This is a genomic window from Arcobacter sp. s6 (assembly GCF_040884245.1).
In the GTDB taxonomy this organism is placed as follows: domain Bacteria; phylum Campylobacterota; class Campylobacteria; order Campylobacterales; family Arcobacteraceae; genus Aliarcobacter.
In genome coordinates this window covers 16,831-40,416 of the sequence record NZ_JBEVTN010000018.1, presented here as the reverse complement: position 1 = coordinate 40,416, position 23,586 = coordinate 16,831, and the positions used below count along the sequence as shown (strand labels likewise).

General features: G+C 27.1%; 25 protein-coding genes. 11 read left to right on the top strand and 14 right to left on the bottom strand.

The window, feature by feature from the left end; genetic code table 11:
• Window positions 1-32: 32 nt before the first annotated feature.
• Window positions 33-425: a hypothetical protein gene (locus ABVS04_RS11875; RefSeq protein WP_368030946.1), complete on the bottom strand. Its 393-nt coding sequence runs from the start codon at window positions 423-425 to the stop codon at window positions 33-35.
• 87 nt (window positions 426-512) lie between these two features.
• Window positions 513-1,154 (bottom strand): hypothetical protein, encoded by a 642-nt coding sequence (locus tag ABVS04_RS11870; protein WP_368030945.1) that lies wholly within the window; start codon window positions 1,152-1,154, stop codon window positions 513-515.
• Window positions 1,155-1,280: 126 nt separating this feature from the next.
• On the opposite strand from ABVS04_RS11870, the gene ABVS04_RS11865 reads away from it, so the two are divergent.
• The gene (locus tag ABVS04_RS11865; RefSeq protein ID WP_368030944.1) at window positions 1,281-1,922 is read left to right on the top strand and encodes a hypothetical protein; all 642 of its coding nucleotides are present in this window, start codon (window positions 1,281-1,283) and stop codon (window positions 1,920-1,922) included.
• A 34-nt stretch (window positions 1,923-1,956) separates the two neighbouring features.
• A complete protein-coding gene (locus ABVS04_RS11860; protein WP_368030943.1) occupies window positions 1,957-3,105 on the top strand; it encodes an MFS transporter in 1,149 nt (382 codons plus the stop codon).
• Here ABVS04_RS11860 and ABVS04_RS11855 read toward each other — a convergent pair.
• Together ABVS04_RS11855 and ABVS04_RS11850 are read right to left on the bottom strand one after the other, a co-directional pair.
• Window positions 3,092-3,430, bottom strand: coding sequence for a DsrE family protein (locus ABVS04_RS11855; protein ID WP_368030942.1), 339 nt, complete (start codon window positions 3,428-3,430; stop codon window positions 3,092-3,094). The genes ABVS04_RS11860 and ABVS04_RS11855 overlap by 14 nt on opposite strands.
• A 32-nt stretch (window positions 3,431-3,462) precedes the next feature.
• Complete coding sequence (locus ABVS04_RS11850; RefSeq protein ID WP_368030941.1) at window positions 3,463-4,704, bottom strand: NAD(P)/FAD-dependent oxidoreductase; 1,242 nt, start codon at window positions 4,702-4,704, stop codon at window positions 3,463-3,465.
• 147 nt (window positions 4,705-4,851) lie between these two features.
• Between ABVS04_RS11850 and ABVS04_RS11845 the strand changes: the two genes are divergently transcribed.
• Both ABVS04_RS11845 and ABVS04_RS11840 read left to right on the top strand, forming a co-directional pair.
• On the top strand, window positions 4,852-6,480 hold the full coding sequence (locus ABVS04_RS11845; RefSeq protein WP_172126565.1) for an ATP-binding protein: 1,629 nt from the start codon (window positions 4,852-4,854) through the stop codon (window positions 6,478-6,480).
• 16 nt (window positions 6,481-6,496) lie between these two features.
• Window positions 6,497-7,603, top strand: a complete 1,107-nt coding sequence (locus ABVS04_RS11840) for a DUF808 family protein (protein WP_172126566.1) — start codon at window positions 6,497-6,499, stop codon at window positions 7,601-7,603.
• Between the two features lie 36 nt (window positions 7,604-7,639).
• Here ABVS04_RS11840 and ABVS04_RS11835 read toward each other — a convergent pair whose 3' ends face one another.
• Together ABVS04_RS11835 and ABVS04_RS11830 are read right to left on the bottom strand one after the other, a co-directional pair.
• The gene (locus ABVS04_RS11835; protein ID WP_368030939.1) at window positions 7,640-8,347 is read right to left on the bottom strand and encodes a DUF481 domain-containing protein; all 708 of its coding nucleotides are present in this window, start codon (window positions 8,345-8,347) and stop codon (window positions 7,640-7,642) included.
• Window positions 8,347-9,855 (bottom strand): DUF4080 domain-containing protein, encoded by a 1,509-nt coding sequence (locus ABVS04_RS11830; protein ID WP_368030938.1) that lies wholly within the window; start codon window positions 9,853-9,855, stop codon window positions 8,347-8,349. The genes ABVS04_RS11835 and ABVS04_RS11830 overlap by 1 nt, the downstream gene beginning before the upstream one ends.
• Window positions 9,856-10,050: 195 nt before the next feature.
• Here ABVS04_RS11830 and ABVS04_RS11825 point away from each other — a divergent pair, with 195 nt between their 5' ends.
• From ABVS04_RS11825 to ABVS04_RS11810, 4 genes are all read left to right on the top strand, one after another.
• Window positions 10,051-10,353, top strand: a complete 303-nt coding sequence (locus ABVS04_RS11825; RefSeq protein WP_368030937.1) for a DUF3817 domain-containing protein — start codon at window positions 10,051-10,053, stop codon at window positions 10,351-10,353.
• A gap of 1 nt (window position 10,354) precedes the next feature.
• Window positions 10,355-10,819 (top strand): DUF420 domain-containing protein, encoded by a 465-nt coding sequence (locus ABVS04_RS11820; RefSeq protein WP_368030936.1) that lies wholly within the window; start codon window positions 10,355-10,357, stop codon window positions 10,817-10,819.
• A gap of 77 nt (window positions 10,820-10,896) precedes the next feature.
• Window positions 10,897-12,114 carry a cytochrome-c peroxidase gene (locus ABVS04_RS11815; protein ID WP_368030935.1) on the top strand — a complete coding sequence of 406 codons (1,218 nt, stop codon included), beginning with the start codon at window positions 10,897-10,899 and terminating at the stop codon, window positions 12,112-12,114.
• On the top strand, window positions 12,111-13,931 hold the full coding sequence (locus ABVS04_RS11810; protein WP_368030934.1) for a cytochrome b/b6 domain-containing protein: 1,821 nt from the start codon (window positions 12,111-12,113) through the stop codon (window positions 13,929-13,931). Before ABVS04_RS11815 ends, ABVS04_RS11810 begins: the two co-directional genes overlap by 4 nt.
• Before the next feature lie 10 nt (window positions 13,932-13,941).
• Here the strand turns inward: ABVS04_RS11810 and ABVS04_RS11805 are convergent, their stop codons facing one another.
• The 5 genes from ABVS04_RS11805 to thiI form a co-directional block, all read right to left on the bottom strand.
• A complete protein-coding gene (locus ABVS04_RS11805; RefSeq protein ID WP_368030933.1) occupies window positions 13,942-14,649 on the bottom strand; it encodes an alpha/beta hydrolase in 708 nt (235 codons plus the stop codon).
• Entirely contained in the window at window positions 14,646-15,041 is a 396-nt protein-coding gene (locus ABVS04_RS11800) for a DUF3465 domain-containing protein (RefSeq protein WP_368030932.1), read from the bottom strand. Before ABVS04_RS11800 ends, ABVS04_RS11805 begins: the two co-directional genes overlap by 4 nt.
• 23 nt (window positions 15,042-15,064) lie before the next feature.
• Entirely contained in the window at window positions 15,065-16,897 is a 1,833-nt protein-coding gene (locus ABVS04_RS11795; protein WP_368030931.1) for an SLC13 family permease, read from the bottom strand.
• A gap of 67 nt (window positions 16,898-16,964) precedes the next feature.
• Window positions 16,965-17,591: a M15 family metallopeptidase gene (locus tag ABVS04_RS11790; RefSeq protein WP_368030930.1), complete on the bottom strand. Its 627-nt coding sequence runs from the start codon at window positions 17,589-17,591 to the stop codon at window positions 16,965-16,967.
• Window positions 17,591-19,051: a tRNA uracil 4-sulfurtransferase ThiI gene (gene thiI, locus ABVS04_RS11785; protein ID WP_368030929.1), complete on the bottom strand. Its 1,461-nt coding sequence runs from the start codon at window positions 19,049-19,051 to the stop codon at window positions 17,591-17,593. The genes ABVS04_RS11790 and thiI overlap by 1 nt, the downstream gene beginning before the upstream one ends.
• 150 nt (window positions 19,052-19,201) lie before the next feature.
• Here thiI and ABVS04_RS11780 point away from each other — a divergent pair, with 150 nt between their 5' ends.
• Window positions 19,202-19,393: a hypothetical protein gene (locus tag ABVS04_RS11780; protein WP_368030928.1), complete on the top strand. Its 192-nt coding sequence runs from the start codon at window positions 19,202-19,204 to the stop codon at window positions 19,391-19,393.
• Window positions 19,394-19,406: 13 nt separating this feature from the next.
• Window positions 19,407-19,661, top strand: coding sequence for a hypothetical protein (locus tag ABVS04_RS11775; RefSeq protein WP_368030927.1), 255 nt, complete (start codon window positions 19,407-19,409; stop codon window positions 19,659-19,661).
• Between the two features lie 37 nt (window positions 19,662-19,698).
• Here the strand turns inward: ABVS04_RS11775 and ABVS04_RS11770 are convergent, their stop codons facing one another.
• The gene (locus ABVS04_RS11770) at window positions 19,699-21,162 is read right to left on the bottom strand and encodes a potassium/proton antiporter (protein WP_368030925.1); all 1,464 of its coding nucleotides are present in this window, start codon (window positions 21,160-21,162) and stop codon (window positions 19,699-19,701) included.
• Between the two features lie 173 nt (window positions 21,163-21,335).
• Here ABVS04_RS11770 and ABVS04_RS11765 point away from each other — a divergent pair, with 173 nt between their 5' ends.
• Window positions 21,336-22,328: a peptidoglycan bridge formation glycyltransferase FemA/FemB family protein gene (locus ABVS04_RS11765; RefSeq protein ID WP_368030924.1), complete on the top strand. Its 993-nt coding sequence runs from the start codon at window positions 21,336-21,338 to the stop codon at window positions 22,326-22,328.
• A gap of 21 nt (window positions 22,329-22,349) precedes the next feature.
• Here the strand turns inward: ABVS04_RS11765 and ABVS04_RS11760 are convergent, their stop codons facing one another.
• Together ABVS04_RS11760 and ABVS04_RS11755 are read right to left on the bottom strand one after the other, a co-directional pair.
• On the bottom strand, window positions 22,350-22,703 hold the full coding sequence (locus ABVS04_RS11760; RefSeq protein WP_368030923.1) for a DHCW motif cupin fold protein: 354 nt from the start codon (window positions 22,701-22,703) through the stop codon (window positions 22,350-22,352).
• Complete coding sequence (locus ABVS04_RS11755) at window positions 22,696-23,502, bottom strand: PhzF family phenazine biosynthesis protein (protein ID WP_368030922.1); 807 nt, start codon at window positions 23,500-23,502, stop codon at window positions 22,696-22,698. Before ABVS04_RS11755 ends, ABVS04_RS11760 begins: the two co-directional genes overlap by 8 nt.
• Window positions 23,503-23,586: the final 84 nt, after the last annotated feature.

Below are 23,586 nucleotides of genomic sequence, written 5' to 3'. Positions count from 1 at the left end.
ACTTAGGTATTTTTAGAACAAGTTTTATTTTTTTATTTAAAAGAAATAGATGTCTCTTTTAAGATTGCATTTACATCTGTTGAGTCACCATTATATTTAACTAATTTTATACCTTGTGAAGTAAATGAATTAGCTGTATTCTTACAAGCTTTTCTAACAACCACATAACTACACTCAACTAAAGCTTCACCCATTTTATTATGTTGAGCAATATGTTGGGCATCATCATGTTTATGATTACACTCATGATCTTCTTCAGCATGGTCATGGTCTAAATCTGTTCTTGGATTTGTGATTATGGAATCTAATTTAAATGATTTGAACATTCCTGAACCTGTCAAATCATAAATTGCAAACTTTGGAGTATGTCCTGCATTACTAAAGAATGTTAAACTCTCATCTTTTACTGGAATTGCTATTTTCATTGTATGCCTTTTATTACTTTATTGTAGAGTATACTCTCTTAAGTGCTTTTATATGCAATTATTACTCCTTTGACTTTTAAATTAACCCTAAGCTAATAAAAAGTTAGTACCAACAACTACAGAAACAATGCCTGCAACAGTAAATATTCTTTTAATATTTTGTTGAGAATTTAATAAATTTTTATTTATATATAAAATAAATGCCCCAAAAGCTAAAAAGATAATCATAACACCCAAAGTAAAAGCTAAAACCATAGTAAAATCAACACCAGCACTTTCAACCAGTCCTAGAGTAACTAACATTCCTCTAACTCCACCTATTCCCATAAGAGTTCCTATTGCAAAAGCTGAACTTACATCTTTATTTGTATGAAAATGTTCTTTACCAAAATAAATATGAACATGCTCTTTGCCATCGTGAATATGCTTACTTAAGTTTATTCTATTTGTAAATACTAACCATAATAAATAAATTCCCATTCCTAAAATCACAGAAGCAGAAATAACATCTCCATAAGCTAGTATCTCATCTGATATTTTATATGTTTCAAGTATTTTTGCAAAAATAAAAAGTGATATTCCATGACCTACTGCAAACATACTTGTAATAAGCATTGTTTTTCTTTTATTTTTTCCTATTGAAAAATCTGCAATTGCAGTTAAATGATCAGCTCCAAAAGCATGTAAAATTCCATACCAAAAGATTAGAGATAAAGCTACATGTTCCATGTTTTTCCTTACGAGTAGTTCTTAGATTATTGTAGTATATTTTTATATTTATAAACTTATCATAATTTTATAAAACTCTTATGTATTTTTAGAACAAAAAATATACAAAAGATGCTAATATATGAAATGAAATGTCAAAACTGCAATAACACAAACTTTTATATTCTAGCAAATGATTATATAAAATGTAAAAAATGTGCAAAAAAATATTCCCTAAAAAAAATAGAAAAAGACAAGCAAGTAGCAATAAGTTTTTCTCAAAATAAAAATGCCCTTGAAACCTCTAAAGAACTACAATTAAATTATAAAACAGTAAAAGATAGATTTGATATTTATAGAAAAGAAATAGCTATATATTTAGAAAACCAATATAATAACTCAGTAAAAGACAATACAGAATATGAAGAGTTTTATTATATAAAAGAACGTGAAAAAAAGAAAAAGAAAAAATCTTTAAGCCAAGCCATAAATATAATGGGATTTTATTCAAATGAAAAGATATATACTATTCTTATGCCAAAAATTGGTAAAAGAGCTTTTGATATAGAAGATGGTTTTATAGAGTATTTAAATTGGCATAAAATCCACTCAAAAAATTCTTATCAATCAAAACTTAATGAATTTTGGAAATTTTTAGAAGAAAATCTAAAGAAATATAAAGGTGTAGAAGAAGAGAACTTTTTCTTTTATTTAAAAGAGTGCGAATTTAGATTTAACTATTCACAAAAAGAGCAATTAGTGATTATCGAAAATTTATACAAAATATAATTTCTGAATAATTTATTTTCACTATAATTCAAAAATGAGAAATATAAGTAAACTAACCATTTTAACAATGCTTTTATTAGCAATGACAACTAGTATGTCAAATGTCGCTATTGTAACAACTCTTCCACATCTTAAAGAATATTTTACAAATATAAACAATATAGAATTTTATTCAAGATTAATGCTCACGCTTCCTTCACTGGTAATTGCACTTTTAGCACCTATTTTAGGGCATTTTATTTTTAGCTTTGGAAAGAAGAGATCTCTACTTATTGCACTTTTCTTCTTTTCTTTTTTTGGAACTGCAGGGCTTTATCTAAATAGCATTGAATCACTTCTTGCATCACGAGCTTTATTTGGATTATGTGTAGCAACTTTGATGATAGTTTCTACTTCTTTAGTGGGAGATTATTTCAAAGAACATGATAGACACAAATTCATGGGATATCAAAGTGCATTTATGGCAATTGGTGGAGTATTTTTTGTCGTTGGTGGTGGTTTTTTATCTGATATAAACTGGCGTTTCCCTTTTGGTATATATTTTATTGGTTTAGTATTATTGCCTTTTGTAATTCTATTTTTAAAAGAGAAAAAAATAGAAAGCACACAAGAAGAATTATCTATAGATATTGGAAAAAATATGCTTGTTGTATATTTTCTTGCATTTATTTATATGCTATTGTTTTTTATTTTACCAACGCAAATTCCTTTTTTATTAATAGAAAAATTTGAAGCTAGTGGGAAAATGGCTGGAACTGTAATTGCTACTGCATTTTTTTGCAATGCTTTAGGAGCTATTGCTTTTTCAAAATTGAAAAAATACTTAAATTTTATTGCTATTTATTTAATAGGTATTACGTTAATGGCCCTTAGATTTTCACTTGTAGGTGTTATAAATCATATCTATTTCTTTTTTATAACTAGCCCTATTCTAGGTTTTGCAGGTGGAATTATGATGACAAATGCAACAGCTTGGATGCTAAGTAAAACAAGTCATGAAAAAAGAGTAAAAAGTTCAGGATATTTTACTTCTGCTATATTTTTAGGGCAGTTTTTATCTCCTATAGTTTTTCATCCTTTTTTAGACTTTTTAGAAATCCAAGATTTCTTTTTATATATTGGGTTAAGTTTATTTTTTGTTAGTTTTATTTCTTTTTCAATACTAAAAATCAAACAGAAATAATACTTTCTCCACTTTTAACCCAAGAGCTTAAAAGCTCACCTGTGTAATAAACTTGCATATCACAAGATTTAAGTTCATTTTCAACTCCTAAATCTTCAGCACATTTTTTACATGCAATTACTTCTACACCATCTGCTATCATTTGTTTAATTTTTTCTTGAACTTCTTTATCTTTTGCAACTAATCCTTGAGATGCTCCCCAAATAAGGATTTGAACATTTCCTATCCAACCTTTTAGTTTTGCATTATGAGCATATAAACATATCATATTCATAGCTGTTTCTTTATTATCAGTTGTCCATAAAATTTTTGCTGTATTGTTCATATTTTCTTCCTTTTATTAATTTAATTATAATACTAATATAATTTTCCTATTTTTCCTGCAAGATTTCCACTTGAAAATGACCATTGAAGATTATATCCGCCACAAGGTCCATCTATGTTTACTACTTCTCCACAAAAGAAAAGTCCTGAAACTAAACTGCTTTGCATTGTTTTTGAATCTATTTGTTTTAACTCAACTCCACCTCTTGTAATCATGGCATTTTTAAAGCCTTCATGACCAATTACCGTAAGTGGTGTCCAAGCTAAAGTTTTGATTAGTTTTTCTCTTTTTATTCCATCAATATTTTTAAATCTTTGACTTGAATCCACATCACAAATATTACAAATCTCTTGTGCTACACTTGAAGCTAAAAGTGTATTTAGATTTTCTAAAACCGTATTTGTAGGATTTTTTTCAATCTCTTTTTTAATATGTGTATAAATTTGCTCTTCATTCATACCTTTTAAAAAACTAATTAAAAGTGGAACTTCATCATATTTTGCTAAAATGGGAGTTAGTTCCCTTGCAAAATCCAATACAACAGGACCACGAATTCCATTATTTGTGAAGATTAAATCTCCAGTTAGTTTTAGTTTTTTATATTTTGGAATATCTACTTTTAATATAGCCTTAGCAATAGTATCAGCTTTGCAAACAGCAAAATTCTTTTCTTTCGTAAAAAGTGGCATCATTGCAGGATGAAGGGAAGTAACTTCATGACCAAACTCTTTTGCAAAAATATAACCATCTCCCGTTGCTCCTAAAGTTGGATAACCTAATCCTCCCGTTGCTAGAATAATATTTCTTGAGTTATAAATAGTGTCTTTTGAGTTTATAATAAAAATATCATCTATTTTTTGAATAGTTTGAATATCAACAGAACATTGAACTTCTATATTTAATCTTGCAATTTCATCATCTAAAGATTTTAAAATAATACTTGAACTATGATCTGCTGGAAATACTCTAAATCCATCCCTAGCAATTGTTTCAACTCCTATACTTAGAAAAAAATCTCTTAAATCATCTGCTGTAAAAGCAGCTAAAGCATGGGTCATAAAACGTCCATTTTTACCAAATTTTCCCATAAAGTCTTCAGTACTTAGAGTATTTGTAAGATTACATTTTCCTCCACCTGTAGCTTTTAGTTTTGCAGCAATCTTAGGAAGTTTTTCAAGTAATAAAACATCGTTTTTTTCTTTTGCAGCACTTATACTTGCCATTATCCCAGCAGGTCCACCACCAATTACAATTACATCATAAATCTTATTCAAATTTTTCTCTTTTTATTTTTTTATGTATTATATATAAAGCTTTAGGTGGCTTTGATAAAATCCAATATAAATATTCAAAATATGTAGTAATTTTTTGATATAATTGACATTACTTTCAAAAATTATTGTAATACTAAGGTCTCAATCATGATTAATAAAATTATAAAAAATAAATTTTCTATTTTTTGGATAATTATTATTCTTATAATTTCTTTTAACTACTTAAGCTTTAATTATTTTATAAAAAGTTTTATAAACTTAGAAAAACAAGAAAATAATAAAGTTTTAAATTCATTAATGACATTTATTGATACAAAATTTAAAACAATAAAAATAACAGCAAATGATTATAGTTATTGGGATGATACATACGAATTTATAAAAGATCAAAATGAAAAGTATATATACGAAAATTTTCGGGATACGACCACTACTTTAGAAAATGTAAATTTAGATTTTATGATTTTTATGAATTTAGAAAATAAAAATATTCATACTCAATTATCAAAAAATATAAAAACTCTAAATAAAGATAATTTTACTAAATATATAGTAGATTCAATAACAGATGATGAAAATATCTCAATAGCCAAATATCAAAATAACTACTACTATATTGTAAAATCTCGAATACTAAAATCTGATTTAAGTGGTAAAACAAGAGGGTTTATTTATGTAGGTAAAAAAATATATTTAGAAAACTTTAATGATGAATTTAAAAATAGTATAAAATTTATTGATATAGTTTCCAATAAAACAAATAAAACTTTAAAAAGTATATTTTTAGATAAAGTAGAAGTTCATTTTGTATATAGTGAAGATATTTTATCTAATATTATTTCATTACAAAACAATAATAAAAACTTAGCAATGTTAAAATTAGATAATTATAGAGATATTTATAAACAGGGAAGAAAACAGATTATTTTATTTAATACAGCTGTTTCAATATTTGTATTAATTTTATTTTTTATCTTTTATTTTTACATTTATTATCACAAAAGATTAAATATTGAACTTGAAATTAGAGTTGAAGATGAAATAAAAAAACAAAAAGCTCAAGAAGAGATATTAATTCACCAATCAAGATCAGCAGAAATTGGTGAAATGATAAATAACATAGCTCATCAATGGAGACAACCTTTAAATAATTTGAGTTTAACAATACAAAATATTGGTTTTAAATATGAAAATGATGTTTTAACAAAAGAAGAGCTAAATGAAACCATTGATAAATCAAAAATGATAATAAACTCAATGTCAAATACAATAGATACTTTTAGAAACTTTTTTGAACCAACCAAAAATAAAAATCTATTTAAAGTTGAGCATAGTATTGAGAATACCTTAGAAATATTAAGTTCAACCCTTAGATTTTATAATATTGAAGTAGTAAAAGAGATTATTGATGATGTGGAAATATATGATTATGAAAATGAATTTTCTCAAGTATTATTAAATATTATTACAAATGCAAGGGATGCTTTAGTTTCAAATAAAATTGAAAAACCAATAATTAAAGTTAATGTTTCTAAGATTGAGAATAATGTAATAGTTAAAATTAAAGATAATGCAAATGGAATAAATGAAGAGATTATAGATAGAATATTTGAACCATATTTTACAACAAAAGGAAAAGGTAACGGAACTGGAATTGGGCTTTATATGTCAAAACTTATTATTGAAAAAAACATGAATGGAAAATTAACAGTAAAAAATGATAATGATGGTGCAGTTTTTATAATAACACTAAATATCACAAAACAAGAAATATAATTACAAAAGGATTTTAATGGCTGGAATATTAGGCTACTTATCAGTTTTAACAGATGATATAAGTTCACTTGCGGGAAAGACTATGGCAACAACTGCCAAATCACTGGCAACTTCACTTGATGATATAGGGCTTTTATTTGACGATATTGCTACATATACAAAATTAGCAAGTATTAAATCATCTGGACTTTTAGTAGATGACTTAGCTGCAATTGCAAATTTTACAAATGAAACAACTTCTGATATTTTGAAAAGAGAATTATCAAAAGCTAAATCTGTAGATGAATTAAAACAAAATATTGAGAAACTAGATGAAAAATCTCAACAAGAAATTTTTAAAGAGCTAGAAAATATTAGACAAATAGCTATTCTAGAAGCAAAAAGAAAAGCTGCTTTAAGAGAGTTACCTATTGTTTATAAAATTGCAAAGGGAAGTTTTAAAAACAAATTTATCATTATTCCTATAGTTTTACTTCTTAGTTACCTTGCACCTTGGGCTATCTCTCCTATTTTGATTCTTGGGGGAATTTATCTAGCTTATGAAGGTGTTGAGAGTATTTTAGAAAAAATGGGGCATCATCATGAAGTTGAAGATGAAAAGGAAACAATAAAAGAGTTATCAAGTGAAAAACTTGAGGATGAAAAAGTAAAAAGTGCTATTAAAACAGATTTTATTTTATCTTTTGAAATTATTGTAATATCATTAAGTCTTATTGAAAATACAGAATTTATAACAAAACTTTCTGTTTTAACTCTAGTTGGAGTATTAACAACTGTTTTTGTATATGGAATAGTTGCTTTAATTATAAAACTTGATGATATTGGTTTTTATCTACAAGAGAAGAAAAGTGCAATTTCAAAAACTATTGGAAATGCTTTTGTAAACTCAATGCCATGGATTATAAAAGGTATTGGAATTTTAGGAACTATTGCTATGTTAGCAGTTGGTGGAGGAATCGTTGCCCATGAAACTCATATCTTACACTTTATGGATAGTGCAATAAAAGCTATACCATTAGGAGGTTTTTTAAGTGAGATTATACTTGGAGGAATAGTAGGATTTTTAACTGTAAAAATTCTTCCTATTTTTACACCTATTTTTAATAAGTTCAAAAAAAACTAAACTGCAAAAACAGTTTAGTTTAATCTCTAAATAATTTTAGAAATCTACTATTAAAGAAGTTAAAAGTTTTTTATCTGCTTTCTCTTTAGTAGTTTGATTTACATAATCAATTCTATAACTAACACCCAAAGACAGGTTATCAGTCATTTTAACACCCAATGATGTATCACTTGCCATAAAATATTTATCATTATCTTCAAGAGAAACTAAATAATTAAACATTTGTTTAAACTTTAAATTTTCATTGATTTTATATCTATAGTTTATTTCAGCTCTTGAAGCTACATATTCATCTTTTATACCACTTGAGTATTGATCTAGGGCATAATCCAAACCACCTTGTAAATCAACAGTTTGTTCTTTTGTATCTAATAATTTATACCCAAGTCCTGGTCCTGTATTTAATCTATAATCATAATCTGAAAATTGATCTTTTAAATAATTTACTCCATAATAAGCGTAAATTTTTTCATCTAACATATAATTATAATCTAATTCAATATCATATTTATTTGCAGAACTTTCCTTGTTATTTTCACTATAAAGGATATTTCCTTTTGCTTTGAAACTACTTCTATCACTTAAAGCAGTTGATGCTTCTAATTTAGTTGAAAATGTACTTGTATTTGAATTTCCACTTGTTTTTACATAAGATAACTCTAAATGTTTATCAACATCTAAAGCATAAGATGTAGATGCAAAAATTGCTAAAATACAAATTCTGCTAACAATAATTTTACTCACTATTCTTTCCTTAATTGCTGTCTTTTATTTGCTTTTGATACTTCTTTTTGTGCAAAATCATAAGTATCAGGTATTATTTTTTTTAAAAATGTAGGGAAACTTCTTCCTTCTACACTCATAACATCTTGTAAAATAGCATTAGCTATTAACTCTTTATCATAAGAATTACTAAGATATTCATACAAAAATTGCGCAATTCTATCAAGAGAAATCTTATAAGTAGATTCACTTCTTTTATAAAGCCATTTTGAGAAATCATAAAAATTCTCATACACTTTTCCATCGCTAAAAAGTAAAGCTGTAGTTTTTTGAAAATTACCACTATTGTAAATAATATCCCAAAATCTTGCAAACCGTTTCATATCTTGCATCAAATCAAAACTGATTAAATCATTTTTTAAAATATCATAAGGAGGAGCGTCATTATAAACCATTCCATAAATTTTGTCATGTCTATCAAGGGTAGTTCCTGATAACTTTTTCAAAATTCCCACTTGTATTTCACCCGTTGAAAGTGTATAAAGTTGATTTAAATTTCTTCCAAAACTTTCAATACTTTCACTTGGAAGTCCAATAATTAAATCTATATGCATATGAGCATGTGTTTCTTGAGATAAAAACTTTAAATTATCTTTTATTTTGTCTAGTTTTAAATTTCTTCTAATCTCTTTTGCCACATCTAAATTTAAAGTTTGAATACCAACTTCAAGTTGTAAACACCCTGCTTTAAACTGCTTTATTAAATCCCTTAATTCTTCAGGAAAATTATCAGGGATAACTTCAAAATGTAAGAAATAGTCTTCTTGCTTTGCTAAAAAGTAGTTCAAAATAGCTTTTGCATAAGAAATTTTAATATTAAAGGTTCTATCTATAAACTTAAAACTTCTAGCGCCTCTTTGCCACAGTTTTTCGATCTCATCTAAGAAAATATTTATATCTAAATATCTCATTTTTGTTTCTATTGAAGATAAGCAAAATTCACACTCAAAGGGACAACCACGTGCATTTTCAACATAAATATGTCTATTTTTTATATCAAAATCTGTATAATCATCATATGGTAAAGCGATTGTTTCAAAATCAACTTTTGGAGAATGAATAGTTCTTCCTTGAGTACAGTTTCCATCTAATAACTCTCTACAAAGATTATAAAAAGAGACTTCACCTTCACCGCAAATTATATAATCAGCCATATCAAAATTTACTCTAAGTGGAGAGTAACTAACTTCAGGACCACCCAAAACAACAATAGTTTTGGGAGATACTTTTTTTATTATTCGTACAAGTTCACCTATATCAAAAGCATTCCAAATATATACAGCTATTCCTATGATTTTTGGTTTTTTAGAAAGTATTTGTTCTGCAATTGTTTGAACTGAAGAGTTTATAACAAACTCTAAAATTTCAGCTTGAGGTTTTAATTCTTTTAAATTTGCTATTAAATATCTCAATCCTAATGAAGTATGAGAATATCTTGAATTTAATGTAGTTAGTATTATGTTTTTCATTCGCGATTTTAACACAAAAAAGTAGTATTTTAGATAATTTGTTTTTTTCTAAAAAAAATAAGTTTTTAATATATCTGCTAAAATGTACAACATTAGTAAAGTAAAAATAATTTTGTTTGTATTCATAAATTTATTTTATATTAACTTTTCATAAACCAAACTTTTATATACTCACGTTTTATTTAAAGGATTATTATGAAAAATGATACATTTTCGAGATTTAGATTGATCTCATTTGTAGAAGGAATATCTTATTTACTGTTAGTATTTATTGCAATGCCATTAAAATATATGTTTGATTATCCAATGGCTGTAAAAGTTGTGGGGATGGGTCATGGAGTTTTATTTATACTATTTTTTATAGCTTTAATTATGGCTATGAATAAGTATAAATGGAAATTTTTAGGGTTTCAATTATTTGTTTATTCATTAATTCCATTTGGTTTTATTTTGATTGAAAAAATTATTATGAAGAACCCTGCGAAAAAACTAAAATAATATGTTTTTTTCTAAGGGATTTTTAGGCACAAATGCGCCTCTTTATATGGATATTGCAACTGTTTATTTTGCAATTTTACCATTTTTACTTATATTTAGTATTTTTTTTGCTATAAGAAAACAGTATAAAAAACACTTTTTTTCTCAACTTATAATTTTATGTTTGACTTTATACATAGTAGTTTTATTTGAAATTGGTCTTAGAATTTCAGGTGGATTTATGGAGTATTCAAAATATAGTAATATATCTTTTGATTTTATGCTAGTTTTTTTAATAATTCATATTTTTATAGCAATTGCTGCAATTGCTGGATGGATATTTTTATTTATTTCATCTTATAAACAATATAAAAGAAATGAACTTGATGGAATGAAACATAAAAAAATTGGTAAAGCTATTTTTTCAGCATTAACACTAACATCAATTATGGGAATTTTTATGTATTTATTTTTATTTGTTTTTTAAAACTTGATTTCTAACAATTTTTAATTTTCCTATTTTTGCTAAGATGAAATATAAAATAAGCAAAATATAGGAAAAAAATGAAATCATTTTTACAAGTAATAATAGTAGCTCTTCTTTTCATATCATTTTTATTATCACTTCCAAATCTTACAAAAGAAAGAAATTTCAAAACATACAAAGACGAACAACTACGAGCCACTGCGCGATCAAAAGGTTTAAAACCAATTCCAAATACCTATGAAGAGTTATTAAAAATAGCAAATGATGAAAAAAATCCTTTAAGCCATGAAAAAATAGCCTTAGGAAAAGAACTATTTTTTGATACAAAATTATCTTTAGATAATACTATTAGCTGCTCAACTTGTCATATGATTAGTAAAGATCAAAATGAAAAGAAAGTTATTTTAAATGCAATTAGCTCAAAAAAACAGCCTAATGATATGAAAAATGCAAATAACTGTGTAGTTTGCCACCTAAGTGATGAAAGTGGAACAGATAGATTATCAACTGCAATTGGTTATAAAGGTACGATAAACCCCTATCATCTAAATACAATGACTATTTTAAACTCTTCTTTAGCAAAAATTCTCACATGGGATGGTGAAGTAAAAACTTTAGAAAAACAAATTAGTAACTCAATAGAAGCACCTCATAAAATGAATATCAAAGAAGATGATTTAATTAAAAAACTACTAGAAAATAGAAAATATGTAAAAAGTTTTAATGAAGTTTTCAAAGAAGAAAATAGTCTAAGCTTTATAAATATCCAAAAAGCAATAGCTTCTTATGTAAAAACCTTACTTACAAGAAGTTCTTTTGATAACTTTCTAGAAGGAGATAATAGTGCCATTTCAGCAACAGCAAAAAGAGGTCTAGTAAACTTTATGAATTTTGGATGTAGTGGTTGTCATACAGGAATGAGTGTTGGAGGCCAAAGTGTTCAAAGATTTCCATTAAGGCACTTTGCTGGAATTCATGATTTAAGACCAAATTTAGGCTCACCTCCTGATTTTGAAATAATTGATAATACCTTTCCTTTTGAAAATAAAGGAGGATATAAAGGTCGTGCAGATACTCAGTTTTTTAGAGTTCCAATTTTAAGAAATGTTACAAAAACATCACCCTATTTTCATAATGGCTCTGTTGATAAAATAAGAGAAGCTGTGGAAATAATGGGAAAACATCAAATTGGACTAAATCTATCAAATCAACAAATAGATGAAATAGTAGAATTTTTAAAAACATTAGAAGGAAATATTGTTGATTATACAAAAGATACAGGAGTTAATAAATGAAAATATTTAATATAAAAGTATTAATTCTTTTAATATTTCTAAGTGGTATTTTACAAATGGATATATTAAATATCTCATGGGATAAGCTAAAAATTATCTCAGTAATTCATGTTTTTGCTTCTATTTTTCTTTGTATTTTTTATATTATTCCTTTTGTGAATAAACACGCCTATAAATATATAGTTATAAAAAGAGTAAATAGTATCATAGGATGGGTTTTAGGATTTATTTTACTTCTTATTGTTTTAAGTGGTTTTTATCTATTTTTTATTGGAAATACAGGTGGAGATATTTTTGGAATATTAAGCTTTAATATACATTTATATGGTTCTTTTGTACTTTTATTTTTTCTTTTTTATCATACAAAAAAGCCAAAATTAAATAAATCTCTAAGTACTCTTATTTTAGCATCTACTTTTTTAACTTCTCTTCCTTTATATAGTAGTGAAACTAAAATTGAAAATGAACTGCTTAATTTAAAAACTCAAAAAGATGTGATTTATCATAATGAAGACTGGACAAATTCAACAAAATGTAAATCTTGTCATAGTGAAATCTTTAATCAATGGGCAAATTCAAATCATAAAAATTTGGTAGAGTCAAACCCTTATTATATGGTTATGGAATCAATTGCAGGTGAAGTTGAGGGTAATGATTTTAAAAAATGGTGCATGGGATGTCATAATCCAAGTGCACTTACAACTGGACTTACTAGAACAAGTCATTCAATGAATGATAATTTTTTGGCAAATACACTTTTTGAAAAAAATGCAGAAACATTAGTTAAAACTTATGAAAAACATGGAAATACGAGACTTGAAGAGGGAGTTTCATGCTTAACATGTCATAGAATAACTGATGCCACAAGCCAAGGAAATGCTTCATATACTTTAAATCTTACAGATAGAAAAAAATATCCTTTTGAAGATGATGAATCAACATTAGGAGAATTTTTAGGGCACAAATTTATAAATGCAAAACCAAATGTTCATAAAGAAAGTTATATGAAACCTTTGTATAAAGATAGTAGATATTGTGCTTCATGTCATGATGAAACTTCACCAACAACAAATAAGCAAATAGTATCAACTTTTAAAGAGTGGGAAAAATCACCTTATAACAATAAAGAAGATAAAAGTAAAAATAAATCTTGTATAGATTGTCATATGACCTATTTAAAAGATGATAAATTTACTCCACTTCAAGGCGTTTCGACAGATGGTGGAGCTGTAAAAAAAGATATAAAAGTTCACTATTTTGCAGGTTCAAATCATTTTTTAGCAGGATTAAAAGATAAAGAAAATGAAGATCAAATACTTCAACTATTAAGAACTTCAGCAAAACTAGATGTAAATATAAAAAACAATCAAATTCATGTTGGAGTTGAAAATGTAGGTGCTGGTCATCACCTACCAACAGGAGTTGCAGATTTTAGAGAATTATGGCTTGATATTACAGTAAAAGATGCAAATGAGGAAATAGTATTTTCAAGTGGAAAACTTGATATTAATGGTGATTTACAAGCAGATGCAAGACCATTTATGAAAGTATTTGCAGATAAAGATGGAAATCCTGTTGGATTGTTATTTTGGAAGTATGAGAAGCTTTTAAGTGATACAAGAATTCCTGCAAAAACAAGAAGAGTTGAAACTTATGATTTAAAAGAAGAATTAAAATATCCATTAAAAGCTGTGGTAAAACTTAACTTTAGAATCTACCCTCAATGGGTAACTTCAATAGTTCAAAAAGCCTTTCCAGAACTTCCAAACCCACCTATTATAGAGTTAGAAAAAATTGAACAGATTTTTGAGAAGTAATTTAATATAATTAACTTTTTATCCAATCTTTTATCACATCACTTAGAAGTTCTGGAACTTCAAGTGGTATATTATGACTAGTTCCATTTCTACTAATAAGCTTCATATTGTGCTCATTATTAAGTAATCTATCTAAGGCATGAGGGCTTAAAAGTCTATCATTAGAACTATAATAAAACCAAATAGGAATATCAAGATTTACTAAATCTTCGTATAAATCTTTTCTATAAAAAGTGCTCGTAAGTTGAGAAATAAATCTCTCTTTTCCTAAATCAATAAACATATCTTGAATGATTTTTATTAACTCTTTATCATTTTTGTTTTGTTTTTCTACTAAAGATTTTGCTTTATCCTGTGTCAAGCCTGTGAAACCTTCTTTTTCAATTACTGTAAATTTCTCTTTTCTTCTTTCTATTTCAGCTTCACTTGAAGATCCAGGAGTTGCAGCAACCATTAAAAGTCTATTTACTCTATTTGGATATGTAATTGCAAAATAAGAAGCTATATAACCTCCTAATGAAAAACCTAAAAGGTTTACTTTTTCTTCAGATTCATCGAAAAATTGTTTAAATAAAATATCAATAATTTCATCAAAATCTTCTGTGTGAGGAATTGGAATGTGAATCAATTCATAATCATTTTGCAAAAGTGGTTTTATTCTACTCCACAATCTTTCATCTGTCATAAGACCTGGAATTAAATATATTTTTTCTTTCATTGATAAATTATTCCATTATGTTTTAGCCATCCACCTACATGTTTATTTCTTGGATCATGGTGTGTCCAATGAAGAACTCCACCTTTATTATTCCACTCATACTCTCCGTAAAACTCTATACTATCTCCTACTTTTATATCTGCAACTCTTCTGGATAAGTCAATATTATGAGCTACTAAAACAGTAAGATTTGAAGAAAGTTTTAAAAGAAACTTTTGATGACGACTACCTTTTGTATCATCTTTTAGCACTTTGATAACTTTTCCAATTCCTTGAACTTGTACATCACTTTGTTTACTTTGATAAGCTTTGTTTATATCAATATTACTGGCATTTGAAACATTTGACAGTAAGCAAAAAACAGTAAAACATAAAAACAATAATCTTTTCATTTTTTTCCTTTTGTAAAATATATTTATAAATTGTAAAGCAACATTAATAACCAAGAAAGAGAAATCCACATAATAATAGTCAAAGGAATTCCTACTTTCAAAAAGTCATTAAATGTATAACCACCTGCTGTCATAACAAGTAAATTTGTTTTATAAGCCATTGGTGTTGCATAACTCATATTTGCACCAAATAATACAGCTAACACAAAAGGCTCAGCTGGTAGATTTAACTGTTGTGCAATACCTATTGCTATTGGAGTTCCTATTACCGCTGCTGCATTGTTTGATACGATATTTGTCATAATTGCCATTAAAAGCATCAATCCACTTAGCATAAATATAGTAGAGCTTCCTTGCATAAAATCTACAAATAAATGGGCTAAATAAGAAGCAGCTCCTGTTTTTAAAAGAGCTTGGCCTAAAGCAAGTGATGCTACAACTATTAGTACAACCTGAGTATTTAAAGCATCTGAAGCATCTTTCCAATTTATACAATTTGTCAGAAACATTAAAAATACACCTAAAGTTGCACTAATTGCAATTGGCAATATTCCTAAAGCTGCAACTGCTACAATACCTAACATAATAAAAAATGCAATAGGTGCTTGTTTTGAGTGAGCTAAATCAGCCGTAGAATCCAAAACTAATAACTCTCTACTCTTTTTTAATTCAGATATATGTTCACTTTTACCTTGGATTAAAATAACATCCCCTACTTTTAAATTTATATCTCCCATATCTTTTAAAATAGTTTCGGTTTTTTTACCACTTCTATGAAGTGCAAGAGCTACAACATTGTGTCTTTGTAAAAACCTTGTTTGTGATAGTGTTGTGTTATTTAATCTTGAACCTTGAGAAACTATAACTTCAGCTATTTGTTGTTCTTGGGCCATTAAAGGATGTTCATCATCAACAGCTCCTAAGCTAGTATATAAAACAGCTCCTAAAATTGTTTCATAGGTTTTTAGATTTTCAGCTGTATCTTCAACAACTAACATATCTTCAGCTTTTATAATAGCTTTTGAATTTGGAATTATATACATATCAGTACTATTTCTATGAATTCTAAGTACATTCATCATACCATCTGTTTTTGCAACTAATTCATCTAAAGGCTGATCTTTTGATATTGAATCCTCAGGTATAAAAAGCTTTGCAGTAAATATTCTAGGACTTGCATCAGAAAATGGAGTTTTTCGCTCTTTCATAAGATAAGGTACCACTAACCATAAATAAAGCATTGCAAATGCACCTGCAATTACAACAGGTAAAAAGAAATCAAACATACCAAAACTTTTTAATCCCATCTCAACAGCTACAGAAACTACTAATAAATTTGTTGAAGTTCCAATTGTTGTACTCATTCCACCAATAAGTGTTGCAAATCCCATAGGCATCAATACCTTTGAAGCTGATGTTTTTGTACGTATTGAAACAGCTGTTAAAATAGGTAATAATAAAATTACAATAGGAACATTATTTACAAAAGCACTTAAAGTGGCACCCACAACTAAAGTAAGAAGTAAAGATAATTTTGGAGCAGAGGCCCATAACTTAGATAATATTCTACCAACAGGTTCTAGAGCTCCTGTTCGAACTAAACCTTGACCTGCAATCATCAATGCACAAACAGCTATTAAAGCCTCATGTCCAAAACCTGAAAAAAAATCTAAAGCATGAATTTGTGTATCTTTATAAGAATAAGGGAAAACCGTAAAGCCAACCGTTAAAGAAACAATTATAAAAAGACTAGAAGTTTCTAAAGGTATTTTTTCTCTTGTAAATAAAAAAAGTGCTAAAACAGTCAAAAGCATAACTGCTAGAGAGTGATTATTAACAGAGGTAACAAGTTCCATAAAACACCTTTTATTTAAATATATAAACTATTTTACTATTCTTAGGCAAAAAGCAAACTGATATTTACTATTTCTGAAAATGCTGATAATCTTTTATATTTACCCAGTCTCCACCCCATATCCATCCATGTTTTTTAAATATTTGTACTGCTTGACTTGAATCTGTTAATATAGCTTTTTTTTCAATTGAATCTTGATTTTCTTCTCTTTTTAGATATTGAACAGAATTTTTATGGGAAGTTGAACCATTTTTATAAACATATGGATTCTCTAAAGGATTAATATCTATAGCTTTTCCATAAGAGTGTTTTGAGTATTTTTTACTTCCTTCTGCAAGTCTACAATTAAATGCTGATGTATTATCATCTTCAATTGATTCAAAATCATCACCATCGTATTTTTCTATTGGAAAGATTTTTCGTATTGGGTAATTTATAGTAAATAGTTCTTCAAATATTATTGATACTTCAAGTGCTATATCTTTATGAACTACAATATCTCCAAAATATTCCTTTTCATCAAAGCCTAGATACTTTACATTAACAATTCGTAAATCATCTAGAGAAACTGGACACTCTTTTTGATATGTAATTCCTTGCATTTGTTTTGCATAATTCTCATCTATAAGTCTAATATTTGAAGCATTTAAATAAGTGAAAGAAAAAATAAATACTACAAATAAAAGAGTTTTCATTATGGTCTGTAAACTTTTATATTTGTATAATTTTCAGCATCTCTTAAATACTGTGCATGAAGTTGGCTCAAAATTCCTTTTTCACAATAAAATAAATACTCTTTATCTTGCGGAAGTTTTTTAAACTCACTTTTTAGTTTGTAAAATGGAATTTTCAAAGTCTCTACAGAAGTTTCAATACAATCAGCACTTTGTCTAATATCAATTACTGTATAATCACCGCTTGTTAAATCGCTAACCACTTCCATTTGACCTATTTGACTAATATCCACATCAATCTCATCAACATTTACAAAAACAGAGTTTTTTACAGCTTCATCTAAAATAGAATAATCAAATCTTTTAGCTTCACTAGCAACTCTTTCATAATTTCCATGGGTAACTGGATTTTTTGAAATCACACCACAATACTCAGGCATTGCTTCAGCAAATTTTGTTGTTCCAATTTTATTTGCAATATCAATAATATCTGGTTTGCTCATCATAGATAGTGGTCTTAAAACTAATTTATCTGTAGCTTGATCGATTAAGGCTAGGTTTCTTAAAGTTTGACTAGAAACTTGTGCAACACTTTCACCTGTAACTAAAGCATCAATCCCCATACTATCAGCTACTTTTTCAGAAGCTCTTAACATAAGTCTTTTTAGCATAACTCCCATATAAGGTTCACTTACACTTTTAAAGATTTCACTTACAACATCATCAAAAGGAATAGAAATAAACTGAACTCTATGAGAAGACCCAAATTTATTCCATAAATAATATGCAACTTGTTTTACACCAATTTCATGGGCAATTCCACCAAGATTAAAGAAAATAAAGTGAGTTTTAATTCCTCTTTTTATAGTAAGATATGAAGCTACAGTTGAATCAAACCCACCTGACATCAAAGATAAAATACTCCCTTGTGTTCCTATTGGAAATCCACCCATTCCTTGGTGCTTATGTGTAATAATGTTTAATTGAGCAAACACTAATTCCATATTAATAGTAACTTCTGGATTTTTTAAATCAACACCTTTTGTATCATTCATAGCAAGCATATATCCACCAACGGTTTGCTCAACTTGTGTTGATTTAAACTCTTGAGTTCCAGTTCTCTTACATCTAACTACAAATGTCTTACCTTGAATTTCATGGGCCATCATTTCATTTACAACAACTTTTATATCATCTAAAGTATTCATATTATCAAATTGTACTGCTTCTAATATTTGTTGAATTCCAGGAGTATCTAAAAGTCTCATTCTTACTTCTACAACCACTTCAATAGGACAAACAACTTCTACCTTATCAAAAAATTTTTTTACTTTAATATCTTTTGAAATTTTTGATAAAATATTTACAAGGTTATTGTAAACCTGAGATATCATCTGTCTTTTTGCAGTTGAACCTTTTATCATAATTTCAGTGAAATACTTAATTATAAATTTTTGTGTTTTGATTTGTGATTCATTCATTCTTTGAAAGCCTTGTTTATTTAATTAATCGCGATTATAACATAAGAGTGCTTTTGATACTTATTTTTATACCATTTCTAGGTTCTTTTATTTTTTTCACTAAAAGTTTTCTCTATAATACACCTTCAATTTTTACAAAAGGCCTAATTTATGCAAGAAAATCAATATGAAAAAATAAGAGTATTATTTTTCAAACTAATAGAAGAAACTAAAGAATTATCAGACAATGAATTTGAAAATATAGTAAATCAAGTTTTTAAAGAAAATGAATCTTTTACTCCTGCAATGAAAGAAAGATTAACTATTGATATTGCAAAAATGAGAAGTAAAATTTTAAACTAAAAGTGGAAAAACTATGACAAACGAAGAATTAATAGATTTAGCAAATGAATTAAAATCAGACGAAACTAGAAATCCAACAGGAGTTTTTGAAGCGTTTGCAAAAAACAACAACATAAGTCAAGAAGAGTTAGAACAATTATTATCAAAAAAATATGACTGTTTTAAGTGTGAATCTTGTCATAGTTTTTATTGCTATGATGAATATTCATATTTTGATGAAGAGTGTATTTATTGTTGTAATTCAGAAGATGATGGGGAAGAGTTTTAAGAATTTAGATAAGCTAAATTTAGGCTTATCTAATCTTTTATTCTTTTTCTATTTGAAAAGTTTTTAAAACTTTTTTATATTTATTTTCACTATTACATTGAATTAATAACATATCATTTTCTTCTAAAAGAGTAGAACCTGTTGGTTTTATATAATCTTTATCTCTTTTTATAAGAAGAATTAAAAAATCTGCTGGTAAATTAAGCTCAACAATACTTAAGCCTATAACTCTTGATTTTTCTTCAATATAAAACTGCTTTAATGTATGATAAAAAAGTGGGGAAGCAATAATGCTTTCGCCTTTAAAGTCTTTACTTTTTGATTCTACTTTTAACCATTTTGCCATTAAAGGAAGTGTTGTTCCTTGAATTAAAATTGAAAATAAAACAATAAAAAATACAATATTAAAAATCAAATTTGATTTTTCAAATCCCTGTAAATATGGATATGTTGCCAAAATAATAGGAACAGCTCCCCTTAATCCGACCCATGAAATAAAAGTTTTTTCTTTAAAAGTAAAAGAGCTAAACATTGTACTTATAAAAACTCCTGCAGGTCGAGCTACAAACATTAACCAAAAAGCAATAGCTAATCCTGATAAAGCAACATCAGGCAGTTGAGAAGGAAAAACTAAAAGTCCTAAAGCTAGGAAAACTGCAATTTGCATAATCCAAGATAAACCATCATGAAAACCAATTAGATTTTTCTTATGTACAAACTCTCTAGTATTTGCAACAATTCCAACTATATAAACGGCCAAAAATCCATTTCCACCTAATAATGAAGAAGATGAAAATAGAAGTAAAACCCATCCAATTGTAAATACAGGATAAAGACCATAAAAAGTTAAATGTATTCTATTTAAAATAATTGGTAGTAAATACCCAAATAGATACCCTAAAATTCCACCTATAAAAAACTGTAAGAAAAATTTAAAAATCCATTCTGTACTATCTGTACTCTCAGGTAACATAATAATTTGTAAAATAGCAACCGTTAAAAAAATTGCCATAGGGTCATTACTTCCTGATTCTAACTCCAATAAAGGTGAGAGTTTCTTTTTTAAAGAAATACCCTTTGCTCTTAATATTGCAAAAACAGCAGCAGCATCAGTTGAAGAGATAATTGCTCCTAAAAGTAAAGACTCTAAAAAAGTAAAATCAAGTAAATAATAAACACATAAAGCCACAAAAAAAGCAGTTAATAACACTCCAAGTGTTGCCAAAATCAAACCATTCTTTAGAACAGGTTTTATTGATTTCCAAACTGTATCTAATCCTCCTGCAAAAAGGATAAAAATAAGTGCTAAAGTTCCAATATTTTGAGCTAACTCTACATTATCAAATTCGATACCCAAAATTCCATCCGAACCAGCTAGCATACCAAGTCCTAAAAATATAAATAATGATGGTATTCCAAATTTATTAGATAGCTTACTTGCAACTACACTTAAAAGCATTAAAAAAGCTGTAATTAATAAATAAAATTCAATTGACGCCATAAAATTCCTATAATTTATTTTAAATATTTTAATAAAAATTTATTATAGTTTAGAATTATTAATAAAAAGTTTCAAATTAAAGCAGTTAAACTTAGAAAATTTAAATTTATATTTTAAATAATAAGGTTGATTATATTATAATTCGTAAAAATCCATTTTGTTAAGAAGTTCCAATGATTAGATTAATAAAAAAAGAAAATGAAATAGACTACATTTTACCTTTTTTTGCTCAAGAAAAATATTTAAAAACAAAAAGTACAATTTATGGTTGGTTTGTATCAGATAAATTCATACTTCCTTTCATATTATTCAGCACATATATATTTAAAAGAATAGTTTTTACAACAGAAACTATAAACAAAAACAATTCAACAATAGAAGAAGAATTAGCTTTTTTAGAAAATATGCAAAATTATATTAAAAAAAATCATATCTGTGATTTTATTCATAAACCTCAGCCAAGTGCTATTTTTAGAACTTATCCAAAAAATGCAAACGCATTTAAATGGGGAACATTTCAACTTCCAATAAACAGTGATTTTGACGATATGCTAACAAGAGTATCTTCTTCTCAAAGAAAATACGTAAGACACGCAATAAGAGACAATATTAGCATAACAAAAACAGATAATTTTGAAGAAGTATATACCTTATGTAATGAAACCTTATCTAGACAAAAAATTCAATTACAAATAGACAAAGAAGAATTTGCTTATCAATACAAAAACTTACACCCTGACAATATGATAATGTTTAAAGCTACTTTTGAAGATAAAGTACAAGGTGCATTAGTAATATTTTTCGATGATAAAACAGCATTTGCAGAATACGCAGGAAGTGTTCCAAGACCAAAAAATGGTTGTTTGAAACTTCTACACCTATATGCAATGCAATATCTTGCCCAAAACCACAATCTAACAAACTTCGATTTTCTAGGTGCTGTTCCTGATATAAAAGAAGATTCAAAGGAAGCTGGTATTCAAAAGTTTAAAAGAGAGTTTGGTGCGGAGATAAAAGAAGGTTATCAATTTACTGTAATTTTCAAACCAGTTAAATATTTTCTTTTTAATCTTACTCTAAAAATGCATCTTAGACTAAAGGGGGTTACATATGTGGATCCAGTTGAAAGAGATAGAAGATTGTCTAAATCTAGATTGAAAGTTTAATTAAAATAAACTTTGAAGCTGTTAAATATCTGAATTTAAAAAATTCCCATCAATTATTAATAAATGAACACCATTTTTTGTAATAGAACGATGAGAACTTAAATCATCAGAAACAATATATGACATTCCTTCTTTTAATACAGATTGAGTACCATCTTCAAGCTCATTTATAACTTCACCTTTTAAACAATATACAATATGTCCCTTTTTACACCAATGATCTGCTTTATAATTTTTAGTGTATTCAACATATCTAACTCTTAAACCATCAAATTGTATTGTTTGCCAATATGCAACTCCAGTTTCACCTTTATGCTGTGTTTTTGGAATATTTCTCCAATCTATAGTTTGAAATGGTATAGCAATATTATTCATCTATTTCTCCTATTATTATATATCCTTCTAAATACTTAACTGCTTTTCCTAAAATAGTAACAGAAGAATCTGTTACTTTACATTTTAATATTCCACCACGTTGTGATGCTTGATATGCTACTAAATCATTTTTATTTAATCTTTGAGCCCATAAAGGAGCAAGACCAGCATGCATTGAACCAGTTACAGGATCTTCAATTCCACCATTTGCAGGCCAAAAATATCTTGAAATAAAATCATACTCTTTTGATTTTGCAGTTACTGTTACATCTAAAGGTCCCAATTTTTTTATTTCATCTAAATTTACTTTAATATTATATACATCTTCTTCATTAGGATAAACCACAAAATATGTTTGTTGGTTTACTAAAACATCTTTGGGTTCAATTGAAAGACCTTTTTTCAGCTCTTTTGGAATATTATTAACTTTTTGTGGTTTTCTATTTGGAAATATCATTTTTATATATCCATCATCTAATTGGCTCACTTTTAAACTTCCAACAGCTTTTGCTATAAAAGTAACTTCTTTTAATAAAGTATTCTCTTCAAATAAAACAAATGCAGTGGCTAAAGTTGCATGTCCACAAAAATCTATTTCAGTAATTGGAGAAAACCATCTTATTTCATAATTTGAATCATCACATTTTTTTGCAAATGCTGTTTCTGATAGATTATTTTCAATTGCAATTAATTGCATTATATCAACTTCTAACCACTTATCAAGAATAATTACAGCAGCTGAATTACCTTTGAATATTGTGCTTGTGAATGCATCTATTTGATATATTTTTAATTGCATTCTTTTCCTTTTGATAAATTTTTTTATTGTAGCAATAAATAATCAAAAAACAAATACTAAAAACCACAATTCCCATAATTTATA